Annotated in this window: 16 protein-coding genes; all 16 read left to right on the top strand. The window is 65.1% G+C overall.

All coding sequences use genetic code 11. The features are described 5' to 3' along the window. Positions 1–6: 6 nt before the first annotated feature. Positions 7–207, top strand: a complete 201-nt coding sequence (gene rpoZ / locus H7U37_RS08590) for a DNA-directed RNA polymerase subunit omega (RefSeq protein WP_204875132.1) — start codon at positions 7–9, stop codon at positions 205–207. A gap of 77 nt (positions 208–284) precedes the next feature. Next, positions 285–2765, top strand: coding sequence for a replication restart helicase PriA (priA, locus tag H7U37_RS08585; protein ID WP_204875131.1), 2481 nt, complete (start codon positions 285–287; stop codon positions 2763–2765). 30 nt (positions 2766–2795) lie between these two features. Further along, positions 2796–3284 carry a peptide deformylase gene (def, locus tag H7U37_RS08580; RefSeq protein WP_204875129.1) on the top strand — a complete coding sequence of 163 codons (489 nt, stop codon included), beginning with the start codon at positions 2796–2798 and terminating at the stop codon, positions 3282–3284. Continuing rightward, positions 3285–4205 (top strand): methionyl-tRNA formyltransferase, encoded by a 921-nt coding sequence (gene fmt / locus H7U37_RS08575; protein ID WP_204875127.1) that lies wholly within the window; start codon positions 3285–3287, stop codon positions 4203–4205. 4 nt (positions 4206–4209) lie between these two features. Next, the gene (locus H7U37_RS08570; RefSeq protein WP_204875125.1) at positions 4210–5490 is read left to right on the top strand and encodes a mannosyltransferase family protein; all 1281 of its coding nucleotides are present in this window, start codon (positions 4210–4212) and stop codon (positions 5488–5490) included. 25 nt (positions 5491–5515) lie between these two features. Further along, positions 5516–6217, top strand: a complete 702-nt coding sequence (locus H7U37_RS08565) for a zinc metallopeptidase (protein WP_204875123.1) — start codon at positions 5516–5518, stop codon at positions 6215–6217. Continuing rightward, positions 6217–7542 (top strand): 16S rRNA (cytosine(967)-C(5))-methyltransferase RsmB, encoded by a 1326-nt coding sequence (gene rsmB, locus H7U37_RS08560; RefSeq protein WP_243414279.1) that lies wholly within the window; start codon positions 6217–6219, stop codon positions 7540–7542. The genes H7U37_RS08565 and rsmB overlap by 1 nt, the downstream gene beginning before the upstream one ends. Beyond that, entirely contained in the window at positions 7535–8563 is a 1029-nt protein-coding gene (gene rlmN / locus H7U37_RS08555) for a dual-specificity RNA methyltransferase RlmN (RefSeq protein WP_204875122.1), read from the top strand. Before rsmB ends, rlmN begins: the two co-directional genes overlap by 8 nt. A gap of 75 nt (positions 8564–8638) precedes the next feature. Then, positions 8639–9370, top strand: a complete 732-nt coding sequence (locus H7U37_RS08550) for a Stp1/IreP family PP2C-type Ser/Thr phosphatase (RefSeq protein ID WP_204875120.1) — start codon at positions 8639–8641, stop codon at positions 9368–9370. A 14-nt stretch (positions 9371–9384) separates the two neighbouring features. Then, the gene (gene pknB / locus H7U37_RS08545) at positions 9385–11463 is read left to right on the top strand and encodes a Stk1 family PASTA domain-containing Ser/Thr kinase (protein WP_204875118.1); all 2079 of its coding nucleotides are present in this window, start codon (positions 9385–9387) and stop codon (positions 11461–11463) included. Between the two features lie 2 nt (positions 11464–11465). Further along, entirely contained in the window at positions 11466–12362 is an 897-nt protein-coding gene (gene rsgA, locus H7U37_RS08540) for a ribosome small subunit-dependent GTPase A (RefSeq protein WP_204875116.1), read from the top strand. Next, positions 12359–12979, top strand: coding sequence for a thiamine diphosphokinase (locus H7U37_RS08535; RefSeq protein WP_338049807.1), 621 nt, complete (start codon positions 12359–12361; stop codon positions 12977–12979). Before rsgA ends, H7U37_RS08535 begins: the two co-directional genes overlap by 4 nt. A gap of 65 nt (positions 12980–13044) precedes the next feature. Continuing rightward, on the top strand, positions 13045–13209 hold the full coding sequence (locus H7U37_RS08530) for a hypothetical protein (RefSeq protein WP_204875112.1): 165 nt from the start codon (positions 13045–13047) through the stop codon (positions 13207–13209). A 137-nt stretch (positions 13210–13346) separates the two neighbouring features. After that, positions 13347–14885, top strand: coding sequence for a DUF3794 and LysM peptidoglycan-binding domain-containing protein (locus H7U37_RS16060; protein ID WP_204875110.1), 1539 nt, complete (start codon positions 13347–13349; stop codon positions 14883–14885). 173 nt (positions 14886–15058) lie between these two features. Next, on the top strand, positions 15059–16270 hold the full coding sequence (gene spoIVA / locus H7U37_RS08520) for a stage IV sporulation protein A (RefSeq protein ID WP_338049806.1): 1212 nt from the start codon (positions 15059–15061) through the stop codon (positions 16268–16270). A 119-nt stretch (positions 16271–16389) separates the two neighbouring features. Continuing rightward, positions 16390–18228 (top strand): sensor histidine kinase (locus H7U37_RS08515; protein ID WP_204875108.1); only part of this gene is annotated, 1839 nt, incomplete at its 3' end.

Here is an 18228-nt window from a genome sequence, read left to right as displayed (position 1 = left end):
TGGAATATGATGCTCTACCCTGCAATGAAGGATTTACTGGCCCAGGTGCCCAGCCGTTATATGCTGGTGAATGTGGTGGCCCAGCGGGCCCGGCAGATCGCCAGCGAGGCGGAAAAGACCGGCGTTCCTCTGGACGATAAATCGGTGTCCATCGCCATCCGGGAGGTGGCCGAGGGCAAGGTGATCCCCCAGGCGGACGAGGATTGACCCAAGACGGAAGGCAAGCGCCGGGGCCGGTGGCCGCTGACGCTTGCCTTTTTGGCTGACAGAGAGGAGGTACCGGGATGGAAGGGGGCGTGTTGGCGGCCCGTGTGGCCCTTTCGGCGGCCACCTATGCCATTGATAAGCCCTATACCTACCTGGTTCCACAGGGACTGGCCCCCACGCTGCGGGCCGGGATGCGGGTACTGGTACCCTTTGGGGCGGGCAACCGCCGGACGGAGGGGATCGTGCTGTCGATGGAGCCGCTCCAGACGCCGCCGGAGAAGTGCAAGCCGGTGCTGACCCAGCTGGACGAACAGCCGGTGCTGGAGGAGGAGGGGCTGCATTTGGCGGTGTGGATGGCGGAGCGGTATTTTTGCACGGTGTATGAAGCCGCCCGGGCCATGCTGCCGGCGGGGCTCTATTTTTCCCTTCAGAACCGCTACCGGGTCCGGCCGGAGGTGAGCCAGGCCCAGGCGGAGGCGGCGGCGGGCAAATCGGAGCTGGCCCAGAAGGTGGTGGAGCTGCTCTACGCCGCCGGCGGTTCGGCGGAGCTGGGGCACATCCGGGCGGCCTTTGGGGCCAGGGACCCGGGTCCGGCGCTGCGCCGTCTCACCGAGCGGGGGGTTCTGGCGCTGGAGACCAGCGCGTCCCGGGGGGTGGGAGACAAGCGGGAGCGGGTGGCGGTGCTGGCCATTCCGCCGGAAGAGGCGCTGGCCCAGGTCTCGCCACGGCGCCGGACCGCGCCCATGCGCTACGCGGTCACCGAGCTGCTGTGCGCGCTGGGGGAGGCGTCGGCCAAGGAGCTTTGCTACTTTACCGGCGCTTCCATGGCCACGCTCCGCTCCCTGGCCAAAAGCGGCATCCTCACGCTGGAGGAGCGGGAGGCCTTCCGCCGGGTGGACCCGGGACCGGTGGAGGCGGCGGAGCCGGTGACACTCAACGAAGAGCAGCAGCGAGCCTTTGAGGGTCTGGACGCGCTGGCGTCCGCCGGGCGGGCCGCCGCGGCGCTTTTGTGGGGGGTGACGGGTAGCGGCAAGACCCAGGTCTATCTCAAGCTCATTCAAGCCACCCTGGACCGGGGGAAAAGCGCCTTGGTGCTGGTGCCCGAGATCGCCCTGACGCCCCAGCTGCTGCGGCTCTTTACGGCCCATTTTGGGAGCGGTGTGGCGGTGCTCCACAGCTCTCTGCGGGCGGGGGAGCGGTATGACGAATGGAAGCGCATCCGGTCGGGGGCGGCAAGGGTAGTGGTGGGCACCCGTTCGGCGGTGTTCGCGCCGCTGTCGGACCTGGGGCTGGTGGTGCTGGACGAGGAGCAGGAGGGCAGCTACAAATCGGAGCAGGTGCCCAAATACCACGCCCAGGAGGTGGCCAAATACCGCTGCGCCCGCTGGAACGCCCTGCTGGTGCTGGGCTCGGCCACCCCGTCGGTGGAGAGTATGTACCAGGCCCAAACGGGGGTATACCATCTCTTCACCCTGTCCCGGCGGTATAACCGACAAAAGCTGCCTTCGGTGGAGATCGTGGACCTGAAGGAGGAGCTGAGAGGGGGCAACGGAGGCTCCATCAGCGCGCCGCTGCGCCGGGCGCTGGAGGAGAATCTGGCCCGTGGGGAGCAGAGCATTTTGTTCCTCAACCGGCGGGGCGCCAGCCGGATGGTGAGCTGCGGCGAGTGCGGGGCAGTGCCCACTTGTCCCCGGTGCTCGGTGTATCTCACCTATCACTCGGCCAACGGACGGCTGATGTGCCACTACTGCGGCCACTCGGAGCCTCTGCCCCGGAGCTGCCCCCAATGCGGCGGGCTGCTGAGCTTTCAGGGGGCGGGGACCCAGCGGGTGCAGAGCGAGCTGGAGAGCCTTTTTCCCCACACGGAGATTTTACGGCTGGACGCCGACGCGGTGTCGGCCACCCACTCCCACGAGGCGCTGCTGGACCGGTTCCGGCAGGAGAAGGTCCCCATTCTGGTGGGCACCCAGATGGTGGCCAAGGGGCTGGACTTTGAAAATGTCACCCTGGTGGGGGTCATTTCGGCGGACCAGTCCCTCTATCTGGACGACTACCGGGCGGCGGAGCGGACCTTTTCGCTGCTCACCCAGGTGGTGGGCCGTGCCGGCCGGGGGAGCAAGACCGGCCAGGCCATGATCCAGACCTTTACGCCGGAAAACGACGTGATTACCCTGGCGGCCCGGCAGGATTACGGGAGCTTTTACCGCCAGGAAATTGAGATGCGCCGGCTGCGGGGCTGTCCGCCCTTCCGGGATCTCTTTGTGCTCACGGCCTCGGGGCTGGAGGAGGGCGCGGTTTTTCGGGCCTGTCTCCGGCTGCGGGAGACGCTGGAGGCGTGGCTGCGGGGGCCGGAGTGGCGGGAGCGGCCGGTACAGATTCTGGGCCCGGCGCCGGCGTCGGTGGCCAAGGTGAACAACCGTTACCGCTACCGGGTGACGGTGAGCGCCCGCAACGACCGGTCCATGCGCCGGCTGGTGGCCCATCTGCTGCGCTGCGCCCAGCAGGACAAGCAAAACCGCGGCATATCCGTTTATGCCGATACCGACCCTATGGACTAGGGATATCGTTTGATTGAGGAGGAAACAACCATGGCTTTGAGGACCATTCTGACCGAAGAGGACGCCGCGCTGCACAAGAAGTGCCGGGCCGTCACCAAATTTGACGCCCGTCTGGGCGACCTGCTGGACGACATGAAGGAGACCCTGGCCCATGCCAACGGGGCGGGGCTGGCGGCCCCTCAGATCGGGATTCTGCGCCGTGTGGTCGTGGTGGTGGACGGCAATGACCAGATGCTGGAGCTGGTGAACCCGGAGCTCATCTGGACCGACGGGGAGCAGGAGGGCTTTGAGGGCTGTCTCAGCGTGCCCGGCCGCTGGGGTGTGGTCAAGCGTCCCATGAAGGCCAAGGTACGGGCCCAGGACCGCCATGGCAATTTCTTTGAGGCCGAGGGGGAGGCCATTGTGGCCCGCTGCTTCTGCCACGAGCTGGAGCATCTGGACGGCCATCTTTTCGTGGAGCACACTGACCGGCTCTACACCACCGAGGAACTGGACGCCATGATGGAGGAGGAGCAGTAAATGCGCATACTCTTTATGGGCACCCCCGCATTTGCGGTGCCCTCTCTGGAAAAACTGATTGCGGACGGCCATGAGGTGTGCGGGGTATTTACCCAGCCGGATAAGCCCAAAAACCGGGGCATGAAGCTGCTGCCGCCGCCGGTGAAGGAGTGCGCCCTGTCCCATGACATCCCGGTGTACCAGCCCACCAAGCTGCGGGACGGGACGGCGCTGGCGCTGATCCAATCGCTGGCGCCGGAGCTCATCGTGGTGGCGGCCTACGGCCGGATCTTGCCCGACGACATTCTGGCGGCGCCTCCCAGGGGGTGCGTCAACGTCCACTCGTCTCTGCTGCCCAAGTACCGGGGCTCGGCCCCCATCAACTGGGCCATCCTCAACGGGGACAAGGAGACGGGGGTCACCATCATGCACATGGCCCACGATCTGGACGCCGGCGACATCATCGCCCAGGCGGCCACGGAGATCGGCCCCGACGAGGACGCCGAATCCCTCTATGACCGTCTGGCCGTACTGGGGGCGGAGCTGCTGGGCCGGGTGCTGCCCGCGATTGCCGACGGCACCGCGCCCCGGCAGCCCCAGGACCCGGAGAAGGTCACCTTTGCGCCCATGCTGGACCGGTCTCTCTCGCCGGTGGACTGGACGCGGGACGCTCAGGCCATCCACGACCAGGTGCGGGGCCTGCGGCCCTGGCCGGCGGCGGTGACCGACGTACTGGGCAAGACCACCAAGCTCTTTGCCACCCGGGTCAGCGGGGTGCCCACCGCCAAGGGACCGGGGACGGTGGTGGAGGCCGGGAAAAACGGCATCGGCATCGCCTGCGGCGACGGGAGCATTCTCTATATTACGGAGCTCCAGGCGGAGGGCAAAAAGCGCATGGCCGCCGCCGACTATCTCCGGGGCAATCCGGTGACGGTGGGCTGATTTTATGGGGACCGTGCTGTGGAACGGGGCGGTTTCGGCGCTGGTGATTGGGCTGGGGGCGGGTCTGGTCCTCCGATGGGGGGCGGTCTGCGGTCTTGCCCCGTGGAGGGGCTGGCAGATACGGCCCTATCCGGCGGAGGGTGAAACCGCGCCGAGCCGTCAGCGGCTGGGGCAGGTCTTTGCCCTGGCGCTGCTCTTCCGGCTGCTGGTCTTTTTGGCGGGCAGCCTGGCCTACTGCGCCGGCAAGGGGCAGCTGAGCCTGGAAGGGCTGCTGGCCTGCTGGGTCCGATGGGACGCGCAGCACTATGTGAAGCTGGCGGAGCTGGGGTACAGCGGCTATATAGAGGACGGGCAGCACCTTTTTCTGGTGTTTTTCCCCCTCTATGTATGGCTCACCCGGCTGGTGAAGGTTTTGGTGGGCAATACCGTTTTGGCGGGATTGCTGGTGTCGTGGCTGTGCTTCGGGGGCGGGTGCCTCTACACCTACCGCCTGGTATCCCTGGACTACGGCGAGGAGACGGCAAAACGCACCCTGCTGCTGCTGTCGGTCTTTCCCTACGCCTTTTTCTTTGGGGGCGTGATGACCGAGAGCCTCTTTTTCCTCACCGTGGCCGCCGCTCTGTGGCACATCCGCCGGCATGAATGGCGGCGGGCGGGCCTTTGGGGGCTGCTGTCGGCGCTGACCCGGATGCACGGGCTGCTGCTCATGGGCGCGGCGCTGGCGGAGTATGGCCAGCATTGCGGTCTGTTTGCCCCGGGGAGGGACTGGAAAGAGAAGCTTTGCCATTTTTTGCGCACCTTACCGGCCATTCTGCTTCCGGTGCTGGGGACGGCGGGCTATCTGCTCTTAAACTGGTGGGTGGACGGGGACCCCTTTTCCTTCACGGTGCAGCAGGCCCACTGGAGCCAGGGTTTTCTGTGGATCTCGCAGGTTCTGGCGTATCTGGTGCAAAACGCCCTGTCCTACCCCTCGCTTTCGGTGCGTCTGGAGCTGTGGATACCGGAGGTGTTGCTGTTCGCGGCCTTTTTTGCCCTGATGTGGCAGGCCCGGGGGCGCCACCGCGGAATGTACACCCTGTACGCCTTTGTGACGCTGGTGCTGGACTACTCCCTCTCATGGCTGCTGAGCGCGGGACGGTATCTCTCCTGCGCGCTGCCCTTTTTCTGGTTCGCGGCCTGTTTGCTGGGGAAAAGACCCCGCCTCACGGCGGCGCTGGCGGGCGTTATGGCGGCGCTGTTTGCCCTGAACCTGGTTGGGTATTTCAACTGGGCCCAGATCATGTAACGACCTTTGTCAGGAGGAGGCAAGTATGCCCTACTTTTTCTATGGATTTGACCCCTATTACTGGATGATCCTGGTGCCCGCCCTGCTGATCGCGGCGGCGGCCCAGTGGCAGGTGAGCGCGTCTTTCCGGCGGTGGTCCCGGGTGCCGGTGCGCCGGGGGATGACCGGCGCCCAGGCGGCGGAGGCGGTGCTCCGGGCCCACGGCGTCTTTGACGTGCGCATCGAGCGGGTCCGGGGCCATCTCACCGACCACTACGACCCCCGGACCAACACCATCCGCCTTTCCGACAGCGTGTACGACGCGCCCACCGTCTCGGCGGTGGGGGTGGCCGCCCACGAGGCGGGGCACGCGGTGCAGTACGCCGTGGGCTACGGCCCCATCCGGCTGCGCAGCGCCATCATTCCGGTCTGCAATGTGGGCTCTCAGCTGTCGCTGATCTTCATTGTGCTGGGTCTGATTTTGTATGTGGAGCCCCTGTTTGCGGTGGGGATTCTGCTCTTCTCTCTGGCGGTGGTGGCTCAGATTGTCACCCTGCCGGTGGAGTTCAACGCCTCCCGGCGGGCCATGGAGACCCTGGGCAGCACGGGACTATTGGACGGCGAGGAGCTGACGGGGGCGCGGAAGGTGCTCTCGGCGGCGGCCATGACCTATGTGGCGGCGCTGCTGGTGTCGCTGGCCCAGCTGGCCCGGTTCCTGCTGGCCTTCGGCGGCCGGAGGCGGGACTGATGGGGGCGCGTACGGTGGCCCTCCAGGCCCTGCTGGCGGGAGAGAAGCAGGGGGCCTGGCCGGACGGCTTTTTGAAAAAGGCCATCCGGAGCGCGGGCCTGGACAGCCGGGACGGGGCGCTGTGTACCCGTCTGGTGTTTGGGGTGCTGCAAAACCGCCGTCTGCTGGACTTTTATCTTGCCGGGCTTTCCAAGACGCCGCTGGAAAAGCTGGAGCTGCCGGTGCTGGAGCTGCTGCGGCTGGGGGCCTATCAGATTCTGTTTCTGGACCGGGTGCCCGACCATGCCGCCGTCAACGAGGCGGTGGGGGAGGCCAGGAAGCGGGCCCGCAACCCCCGGGCGGCGGGGATGGTCAACGGCATTTTGCGCAGCCTGTCCCGTCAGAAGGAGGAACTGGTCCCGCCGGAGGATCTGGGCGTGGGATACAGCCACCCGGACTGGCTGGTGGAAGCGTTCCGGGCGCGTCTGGGGGAGGAGACCGAGGCTCTGCTGGCGGCGAACAACACGCAGCCGGCCACCTGCGCTCAGGTGAACACTTGTAAAGGAGATACCCTTTCCCTCATAGACGACCTGCGGGGCGCGGGGGTAACGGCGGAGCCCCACCCCTGGCTGTCCGACTGCCTGCTTTTGGAGGACACCGGCGACCTGGAGCGGCTGGACGCCTTTCAGGAGGGGCGGTTTTACATTCAGGACGCGGCGGCCCGGTTGGCGGTGTGGGCGGCGGACCCACGGCCGGGGATGGAAGTGCTGGATGCCTGCGCCGCGCCGGGGGGCAAGAGCTTTACGGCGGCCATCGCCATGGGAAACCGGGGCAGGGTGGTCTCCTGCGACATCCACCCTCATAAAATAGCGCTGCTTCAGACCGGCGCGGCGCGTCTGGGTCTGGACTGCGTTGTCCCTCAGCTCCAGGACGGAAAGAGCTGTAAAGAGGAATGGCTTGACAGCTTTGATCTGGTGCTGGCCGACGTACCCTGCTCAGGTCTGGGCATCATCCGCAAGAAGCCGGACATCCGTTATAAGGACCCCAAGCCTTTGGCCCGTTTGCCCGAGATTCAGGGGGAAATTCTGGCCAATGTGGCCCGTTATGTGAAGCCGGGCGGGGTGCTGCTCTATGCCACCTGCACCCTGCTCCGTGAGGAGAACGAGGGCGTGGTGGAGGATTTCCTTGCAAAGCGAAAAGACTTTACATTAGAGCCGTTCTCTCTGCCCGGCCGGTTTGCCGGGGCGGAGGAGGGGATGGTCACCTGCTGGCCCCACCGCCATGGAACCGACGGCTTTTTCATGGCCCGGCTGCGGCGGAAGGGGAAGGAGAAGCGCTATGACTGACATCAAATCCATGAATATGCCCGAGCTGACCGCCTTTTTGAAGGAGATGGGCCAGCCGGCCTTCCGCGCCAAGCAGATTTTCAGTTGGATGCACCGGGGGGTCCGGTCCTTTGACGAGATGACCAACCTCTCCAAGGACCTGCGCCGCACGCTGAACGAGACCTGTCTCCTCACCGTCCCCACGGTGGAGCGCAAGCAGGTCTCCGCTCTGGACGGGACGGTCAAATACCTCTGGAAGCTGTCCGACGGCAACTGCATCGAGACGGTTTTGATGCGCTACAAACATGGGAATACTGTGTGTATCTCCTCTCAGGTGGGGTGCCGGATGGGCTGCGCCTTCTGCGCGTCCACGCTGGGGGGCAAGGTACGGGATCTGCGGCCGTCGGAGATGATCGACCAGGTGCTCTTCACCCAGCTGGACGCGGGGGAGCCCATTTCCAATATCGTCCTCATGGGCATCGGGGAGCCGCTGGACAATTTTGACACGGTGCTGCGCTTTCTGGAGCTGGTGAACCATCCGGAGGGCTTAAACATCGGGATGCGGCACATTTCCCTGTCCACCTGCGGGCTGGTTGAAAAAATTGACAAACTGGCCGATCTTAAGTTACAATTGACTTTGTCGGTCTCCCTCCACGCGCCGGACGACGAGACCCGCAGCCGCATCATGCCGGTGAACAAAAGTGTGGGTGTGGAGCGGCTTTTTGCCAGCTGCCGGCGGTATTTTGAAAAGACCGGCCGGCGGATCTCCTATGAATACGCCATGATCGACGGGGTGAACGACAGCGACCGGCAGGCCGATCTGCTGGCGGCGCATCTCAAGGGGACGCCGGGCCATGTGAACCTCATCCCCCTCAACGAGGTGAAGGAGAGCCCGCTAAAACCCAGCCGCCGGGTGGCCCAGTTCCAGAGGCGGCTGGAGTCCCACGGCATCACGGTGACGGTACGGCGGAAGCTGGGGGGCGACATTGACGCCTCCTGCGGCCAGCTGCGGCGCAAGCGGGAGCTGGAAAAGCGCACCTGAGAGAGAAAGGTCCTCGCGCTGTCCGCGCGGCGGGGACCGGAGAAAAAATCCGCGCGGAGAGAAGGACATAGAGCTATGATCAGAGCATGGGGCATCACCGATCAAGGAAAGGTGCGACAACAGAATCAGGACGCCTATTATGTGGAGGTACGTTCGGAGGATCTGGCGGTGGGTCTGGTCTGCGACGGTATGGGCGGCGCCCGGGCGGGGAACGTGGCCAGCCTGCTGGCGGTGGAGCAGTTCACCGACACGCTGCACGGTCTGCCCGACGAGCTGCGGGAGGACCCGGAGGCGGTCCTGGCCCAGGGGATGGCGGCGGCCAACGCCGCGGTCTATCACCGCTCCCACACCGACCCGGACTGCTGGGGGATGGGGACCACCATGGTGGCCGCCATTCTGGTGGAAGGGCGGGCCTATCTGCTCAACGTGGGAGACAGCCGGGCCTATCACATCGCCGACACGGGCATCGAGCAGGTGACCCGGGACCACTCCCTGGTGGAGGATATGGTACGCCGGGGGGATCTGACGCCGGAGGAGGCGCGGAACCACCCGCAGAAGAACCTCATCACCCGTGCGCTGGGCACCGAGGAGTGGGCCAGGCCGGACTTTTACCGCCAGCATCTGGAGGGGGGCAGCTGTCTGCTGCTCTGTTCCGACGGGCTGTCCAACGTGGTGAGCGACCAGGAGTTGTTTTATGAGGTGTGGTATGGGGGCGACCGGTCGGAGTGCTGCCGCCGTCTGCTGGACATCGCACTTTCCAGGGGTGCGCCGGACAATGTGACCTGCGTCCTCTTTGAGCTTGAATAAGGAGGGTAATGACTATGGAACAGTACATAGGAAAATTACTCGACAACCGATATGAGATCATGGAGCGGGTGGGGACCGGCGGCATGGCGGTGGTGTTCAAGGGACGGGACCACCGGCTCAACCGTCTGGTGGCCATCAAGATTCTGCGGGAGGAGCTGGCCCAGGACGCCGACTTCCGCCGCCGCTTCCACGACGAATCCCAGGCCGTGGCCATGCTGTCCCATCCCAATATCGTGGCCGTGTATGACGTATCCCGCTCCGACGATTTGGACTACATCGTCATGGAGCTGATCGAGGGGATCACCCTCAAGCAGCATATGCACCGCAAGGGGGGCAAGCTGAGCTGGCAGGAGTCCCTCCATTTCATCATCCAGATCATGAAGGCCCTGTCCCACGCCCACAGCCGGGGCATCATCCACCGGGACATCAAGCCCCACAATATCATGGTGCTGCGGGACGGCACCCTGAAGGTGGCCGACTTCGGCATCGCCCGGGTGACCTCGGCCAACCAGAACACCATGACCCAGGAGGCTCTGGGTTCGGTCCACTATATTTCTCCCGAGCAGGCCAGGGGGAGCCACATCGACGCCCGCAGCGACATTTACTCCGCCGGCGTGGTGCTGTATGAGATGCTCACCGGCCGTCTGCCCTACGAGGGGGACTCGCCGGTGGCGGTGGCCATCCAGCACATCAACTCGGTGCCCCTGTCGCCCCGGGATCTGGAGCCGGACATCCCCGAGGCCCTGGAGGCCATCACCATGAAGGCCATGGCCTCCGACGTGAACCGGCGCTACATTTCGGCCGACGCCATGCTGGATGACCTGGAAGCCTTCCGCCGCAATCCGGAGGTGGACCTGAGCTTCCAGCCGGACCCCTTCCAGGACCCGGAGGACGAGCCCACCCAGATCATCGGAGCCAACTCGCCCAGCAGCATCACCCGGGGGCAGCGGCGGGTGGCGCCCAATCACTATGAGACCAGCGGCCAGACCACCCGGGTCAAGCGGACCGTACCGGAGCCCCCCCAGGAGGAGCCGGAGGAGCCGGAAGAGCGGAGCAGCGTGTGGACCATTGTGGCGGCCTCGGCGGCGGTGCTGGTGTTTCTCATCGGCATCGGCATCTTTGTCTACTCCACGGTGTTCGGCTCCGCCGGCAAGCCGGCCCAGCTGAGCATTCCCAACCTGTTGGGCATGACGGTAGAGGAAGCCGTGACCATGGAGGAGATCGTCAGCCAGAACATCCAGATCGTGGAGGGCGACCCCATCCCCAGCAACGAGTACGCGGAGGGAGAGATTGTCGCCCAGGACCCGGACGGCGGCACCAAGGTGTCCGACAGCGAGGAAGGCCGGATCATCACGGTGAACGTGTCCGCCGGTCCGGAGGCAAAGCTGACCATGCCCGACCTGACCATCTACACCTGGGCGGAGGCCAAGGTGCGGCTGGAGAATCTGAACATCAAATATCAAAAGGAAGAGGAAGCCTCGGAAGAGGTGGAAAAGGACCATGTGATCCGGCAGGACCCGGCGGAGGGGACCGCGCTGGAGGAGGGCGACCGGGTCACCGTATGGGTGAGCACCGGCGCGCCGGAGGTGCCGGTAACGGTGCCCGCCTTCCTGACCCAGACGCTGACGGCGGCGCGGAACATGGCCGAACAGGCGGGGCTGAAACTCCAGGTGAAGGAAGCCTATGACGACACCTGGCCGGAGGGCTACGTCATCGACCAGGACCCGGCGGCCAATACGGAGCTGGCCGAGGGGGCCACGGTGGTCATCACGGTGAGCAAGGGGCCTGAGCCGGTGGTCTCCACCGAGCCCAGCACCGCGCCCAGCGACCCGCCGGAGGACCCCAGCGGCGGCGAAGGGGAGGAAAACCCGCCCGAGAGCACCAGCTCCACCAAGCGGATCTATGTGGACCTGCCCCAGGACGGCAGGGAGAAGGTACACGTCAAGGTCACCCTGGACGGAAAAACGGTCTATGAAGAGGAAAAGGAGACCAGTTTCCAGTCCATCCCGGTGGACATCACCGGCAGCGGCACCCAGCAGGTGACCATCTACATCGACGGCCAGGAGGACAGCTCCTACCCGCTGGACTTCTGACCATGGGAGAGGGGATCATTTTCAAGGCCCTCAGCGGCTTTTACTATGTGGACGACGGGCAGCGGCTGGTGACCTGCCGGGCCCGGGGCAAGTTCCGCCACAAGAAGGAGACGCCGCTGGTGGGGGACCGGGTGACCTTCACTCCCCTGGAGGAGGGGACCGGGGCGCTGGACGCCATTTTGCCCCGCAAGAACGAGTTCCAGCGCCCGGCGGTGGCCAACATCGACCTTCTGGTCATCATCGCCTCGGGGGCGGTACCGGTGACCGACCCCTTCCTCATTGACCGGGTGGTGTCCATCGCCGAGGGGAGAGGCTGCGAGAGCCTCATCTGCATCAACAAATGGGATCTGGAGCCGGCGGAGGACCTCTATGAGACCTACCGAAAGGCGGGCTTTGCCACCTTCCGGGTCAGCGCCGAGACCGGCGAGGGCGTGGAGGCGCTGGGGCAGGCCATAGCCGGCAAGGTTTGCGCCTTTACGGGCAATTCCGGCGTGGGCAAGTCCAGCATCCTCAACGCCCTGGAGCCGGACTTTGGGCTGGCCACGGGGGAAGTGAGCGACCGGCTGGGCCGTGGACGGCACACCACCCGCCATGTGGAGCTGTTCCGGCTCAAAAACGGGGCCATTGTGGCCGACACGCCGGGCTTTTCCTCCTTTGACACCGAGGGCATGGAGCTGCGGGCGCCCCAGGAGCTCCAATACACCTTCCGGGAGTTCGCGCCCTATCTGGACCAATGCCGGTTCCAGGGCTGCGCCCACGTCAAGGAGAAGGGGTGCGCGGTGCTGGAGGCGGTCAAGGCGGGCGCAATTCCCCGCAGCCGGCACGAGAGCTACGTGCGGCTCTATCAGCAGGCCAAGGAGGTGCCCGAATGGAAGCGGCGGCAAATGCGCGGGGAGTGATTTTCGGTGCGGCGCCCTGTGAGGACTGGGGCTTTTTGGCGGACTATCTGTCTCCGGGCATGAAGGTCTACTGTGCCGACGGCGGCCTATCCGGGGCGCTGGCGGCGGGTCTGACCCCCGACCTGGTGGTGGGGGACTGGGACTCGGGCGGACATCCCCTGGAGGGCGTACCCTGCGCGGCGATGCCCGCCGAGAAGGATCTGACCGATTTGCAGGCCGCCATGGAGCTGGCCCTGGCCGACGGCTGCACCGAGCTGGTGCTCTGCGGCTGTGTAGGGGGGCGGCGTCTGGACCACACGGTGTTCAACCTGCTGCTGCTGGAGTGGCTGAAGGACCGTGGGGGGCGGGGGCTCATCGTGGACGGCGAGAGCGAGACCCGGCTCTTGGACGGGGAGAGCTGCCTGCTGTCCGGCGGTCCCCGGTACCGCTATTTATCTCTGGCCCCGCTGGACCGGGTGCTCACCGGCGTGACGCTGGAGGGGGTCAAGTATCCCCTTAAAAACGCGGTGCTCACCCGTGGGGACACCCTGAGCGTCAGCAACGAGCAGACCGCGCCCCAGGCCCGGGTCACGGTGGGCAGCGGCCGGGCCCTGCTCATCCGAAGCCAGCGGGACTGACATTCACACAGAAAACCGCTCCCTGCGTATACTGGAACAGACCAGGAACGAAGGGGGCGGTTTTTTTGCCGTCTGGGGAAGGACGGGGGCTGGCCGCCGCGGCGGCGGCCATATTGGCGGCGGCGGTGCTGCCGCACGGGATGATTGCCTTTGGACTGGGGGCGGCGCTGGGCTACCAGGGCTGCCGCTGGCTCCGGGGCTGGGAGCGGAGAGAGGGGGGAGAGAGATGAAGATCGTGGTGGTCCGGTCGCCCAAGGCGTTTCGGGGCTTTTTGAAGCTGGTGTTCGGCCTGCGGTAAGGGGCGGTTCTGTGATGGGGCTGGGTTACATATAGTGTTCCAAGGACCGATGACAAGGAGTGGAATGCTATGGAATTGGAGTTGGAAACCCAGCCCCTGCGGGGCTATGAGACGGTATTGGAGACCACCGTGTTTCGGGAGGAGACCCTGGAATCCATCGTACCCGACGCCTGCCCGGACATTCAGCGCATCGTGGACACGGAAGCCCGGGTGGAGCTGGGGAGCCGGGAAGCCCAGGAGGGCCGGGCGGAGGTAAGCGGGACGGTGCGGGCCTCGGTGCTCTACCTGCCGGAGGACGGCGGCGGTGTGCGGAAGCTGGAGATCGCGCTGCCCTTTGTCTGCACGGCGGAGGGCCCGGGGGTACGGGGAGGCTGCACGGTGACGGCGGTTCCCCGGGTGGTAAGCGCCGAGACCCGGAGCCTGAATCCCCGCAAAGTGCTCACCCGGGTGGAGGTGGCGGCGGAGGTCCAGGTGCTGGCCCCCGGTCAGCGGCAGATCGCCTGCGGGGCGATGAGTCCGCCGGAGCTGGGGGTGGAGCAGCTCAAGCAGGAGGAGGGGACCTACGGTCCGGTGTGTACGGCGGAAAAGCCCTTTCCCTTTGCGGACACGCTGACCATTCCGGCCAGCCGGCCGGCGGCGGAGGAGCTGCTGTGCTGCCGTCTGTCGTCCGAGTGCGGCGAGGCCAAGGTGATCGGAAGCAAGCTGATTTTCAAGGGGACGGTGTTTCTCCGGCTGCTCTACCGGGCGGCGGGGGACGAGGTATGCACGGCGGTTTTTGAGCTGCCCTTTTCTCAGATCATGGAGGCGCCGGAGGCGGGAGAGGGCTGCGACGTGACGATAGAGGTCACGCCCCTGTCGGCCGACTGCGCGCTGGCGGGGGGCGAGGGCCGGGAGCTCCGGGCCGAGCTGGAGCTGCTGGCCCAGGCGGTGCTCCGGGCCCGGCGGCCGGTGACGCTGCTGTCCGATTTGTACAGCACGGTGTATGAAGGGGAGACGGAGGGGGAGATCCTCCCGCTGGAGGAGCTGGTGGAGCAGGGCGTCCGCCGGGAGACGGTGCGGGAAGTGGTGGAGACCGGCGTGGACGTGGGGACGGTGTGCGACGTCTGGGTGACGGTGGGCCGTGTGAGCCAGAGCCGGGAGGGCCCCCGCCTGAAGCTGGAGGCGGAGGCGGAAGCGGCGGTGCTGTGCCGCACGGCGGAGGGGACGCTGGAATCGGTGCGCCGCCGGTTCACGGTGGCCTGCCCCCTGGAGCTGGGGGAGGGCTATCAGTGCGGCTGGGTGTGCCGGGTGGGGCAGGAGGTCCAGGCGGCGCCGGTGTCGGGGGGTCTGGAGCTGCGCTTTCCGCTGGATTTCCGCTATTTGGCCAAGCGGGTGCGGCAGACGCGGGTCATTTCGGCGGCCCGGCTGGACCAGGAGCAGCTGCGGGACCGGGCGGACCAGCCCTCTATTGTGCTGCGGCTGTCCGGTACCGGCGAGCGGCTTTGGGATGTGGCCAAGGCCTACGCCACCACGGAGCAGGACATCTGCCAGGCCAACGGTCTGGATGAGGGGGATCTGCCGGCGGGGCAGCTACTGCTCATTCCCCGCAAGCGGCGGGTGGAAGGATAACACAGACAAGGTCAGGACTCCGGCCCTCGGAGTCCTGACCTTCTTTTACGCCCGCCCCTGAAAAGGAAAGGGGGCGCTCCTGGCATAAACCACAGCTTATCCCCATACTCATGTAGGGAAACTGTCTGGAGGGAAGCTGGCCCCCCAACGGCAGACTGAAGGAGGAATCAGGAGTGGAAGAGCGCAAAATTTATGAGGATATCGCCCGTCGGACCGAGGGGGATATCTACATCGGCGTGGTGGGGCCGGTGCGGACGGGCAAATCCACCTTCATCAAGCGTTTCATGGAGACCATGGTCATCCCCAACATCGACAACGTGTACCGGCGGGAGCGGGCGCGGGACGAACTGCCCCAGAGCGGCTCCGGGCGGACGGTGATGACGGCGGAGCCCAAATTCGTACCGGAGGAAGCGGTGGAGGTGGCCATGGACAGCGGCGCCCGGTTTTCAGTGCGGCTCATCGACTGTGTGGGCTATCTGGTGCCGGGGGCGGTGGGGCAGCTGGAGGACGACGCCCCCCGGATGGTGACCACCCCCTGGTTTGACTATGAGATCCCCATGACCGAGGCGGCGGAGGTGGGCACCCGGAAGGTCATCGCCGAGCACTCCACCATCGGCATCGTGGTGACCACCGACGGCACCATCACCGACATTCCACGGGAGGACTATCTGGAGGCGGAGGAGCGGGTCATCACCGAGCTCAAGGAGCTGGGCAAACCCTTTTTGGTGGTGCTCAACTCGGCCCAGCCCCACTCGGAGCGGGCCCAGGCCATCCGGGCGGATCTGGCGGGGCGGTACGACGTGAGCTGCGTATGCGTCAACTGTCTGGAGCTGGACGAGGGAGCGGTGAGCGACATCATCAAGGGGGTGCTCTATGAGTTCCCGGTGAAGGAGCTGGATTTGTATCTGCCGCCCTGGGTGGACGCCCTGCCTTACGACCATCCCATCAAGAGCGATCTCTATCAGGCCATCCGGGCGGGAGCCGAGGGGATGCGCCGCATCCGGGATGTGGCGGGGGCGGTGGAGGCCATGGAGCGCTGCGAACGGTTCAGCGCGGCGCGGGTGACGGGCATCCAGCTGGGGACCGGTCTGGCCGCGGCGGAGCTGGAGCTGCCCAGGAGCCTCTTTTATGAGACCATCTCCCAGCAGTCCGGCTTTGTCATCCGGGACGACGGGGATCTGCTGGGTCTGCTCACCCAGCTGGCCCGCGTTAAAAGCGACTACGACAAGGTGGCCGACGCTCTGGCGGAGGTGCGGGAGACGGGGTACGGCATCGTCATCCCGGGCACCGACGAGCTGGTGCTGGAGGAGCCGGAGATCGTGCGGCAGGGGGGACGCTACGGGGTACGGCTGAAGGCTTCCGCCCCTTCCATACATATTGTATGAGCCAAAGCGAAGGAAAGAACCGGCGGCGGGGTAGATTTTGATTGCCGTGGCGGCGGAAAAACGGTATAATGAAAAGTACTGGACAGGCCCCTGTCCCGGAGATAGAGGGGGAAAATGTCATGAACCGTTTTAAGACCGTCAACCAAAAGTTTATCATACAGAGCATTTTGCTCTTTTTGTCCATCAGCATCGTATCCTTTGTGGGGGTCTTTGTGGCCGGACGTACCGGCTACAACAGCGCCAACCAGATGGGGGCCATGACGGCCAATTACCTCCGCCTGCAGATCGACTATTTTATGGAGGAGTACCGGCAGATTTTGGGCCATGCCATCTATACCGTCAACGGGATGATGGCCCAGGGAAAGAGCAACGAGGAGATTGGGGCATGGCTGGAGGAGTTTTCCGGCGAATACCAGAATACCATGATCTATGACGAGAGCGGGTTGTATGGCGTGGTCCGTGGGGAGGGAATTTTCAGCAGCGGCTGGGACCCGCCGGAGGACTACGATATGTACAGCCGCACCTGGTACATCCAAGCCATCGAGGCCAACGGCGCCTGCGCCCGCTCGGAGGTCTATGAGGACGCCAAGGACAAGATCCGCATGGTAAGCCTCTCTCAGTGTCTGGATGACGGCGTCAGCGTTCTGACGCAGGACATCCGGGTGGGAGACATCCATATCGACTGGGAGGAGGGAAGCGACGTTTTCCCGGGCACGGCTACCGTGGTGGACCAGAACGGCAGCGTCATCCTCCACCAGCAGATTGGCGAGAAGCACAGCGTCTGTGAACTAGATAATTTTACCAGCCAAGACTATCTGGACCTCATCGGCCAGTTTGACGGGGACAGCGGCAGGATCAGCTGGACGGGGGAAGCGGGCAGCTATATCCATTACTACGCCGTAGACGAGACCGGCTGGACTTACATCGTCACCATTCCCCGTGAGATCATCACCCGGGACGCGACCTATCTTTTTTATTTACAGCTGACGCTGCAAGGGCTGTTTTTACTGGTGGCCATTTATCTCAGCGTGCAGAATTATTTGCGCACCCGCCACCGGCAGAAGGCGGTCAACTGCTTTGAGGCGCTGGGTCAGACCTACTATTGTGTGGTGCTGGTGGATACGGCCAACAACCGCTGCGAGATCATCAAACGGGAGATCCGGGACCGGAGCCGCTGGGGACGCTTTTTTGACTACCAGGACTTTCTGGACCGGGTCAGCGGTACGGTGACCAACCGGGAGGATCAGGAGGAGCTGTGTCGTCAGTTCTCGGCCCAGGAGCTGCGCCGGCTGCGGAGCGGCGACCGGAGCCGGTGTTATATGGAGTACCAGCGGGACATGGGCGGACAGCACCGCTGGGTGAGCGCCGAGGCCTTCGCGGTCACCGGCGACGCGGACAATGAGGACGTGATCGTGGCCTTCCGCATGATTCACGAGGAGAAGATTGCCGACCTGGAGAAGAGCCGGCTGCTGCGGGAGTCGCTGGAGAGCGCCCGCACCGCGTCCGAGGCCAAAAATGACTTTCTCTCCCGGATGAGCCACGATATGCGCACCCCCATGAACGCGGTGCTGGGCTTCACCGACATGGCCCGCCACCATCTGGACGACAAGCAGCGGGCCAACGAGTGTCTGGACAAGGTAACGGTGGCCTCCATGCAGCTCCTCCATCTGATCAACGAGGTGCTGGACACGGCCAAAATCGAGCAGGGCAAAATGGAGCTTCAGCTGGCGCCGGTGGAGCTGCACAGCCATCTGGAGAGCGTGGCCGATCTCTTCCGGGCCCAGGCCCAGGTGCAGCAGCAGCAATTCCGGCTGGAGCTCTCTCCCTTCCGGGCGGGCTCCATCCTCACCGATGTGCGCCGGCTGGACCAGGTGCTCAATAACCTGCTGTCCAATGCCATCAAATATACGCCGGCGGGGGGCCACATCACCCTGAAGGCGGAGGAGCTGCCGGGGGAC

This window comes from Pseudoflavonifractor phocaeensis (genome assembly GCF_016901735.1).
In the GTDB taxonomy this organism is placed as follows: domain Bacteria; phylum Bacillota; class Clostridia; order Oscillospirales; family Oscillospiraceae; genus Pseudoflavonifractor_A.
Note: the sequence above shows the minus strand (reverse complement) of the source record. Positions and strands in the feature narration are given on the sequence as shown.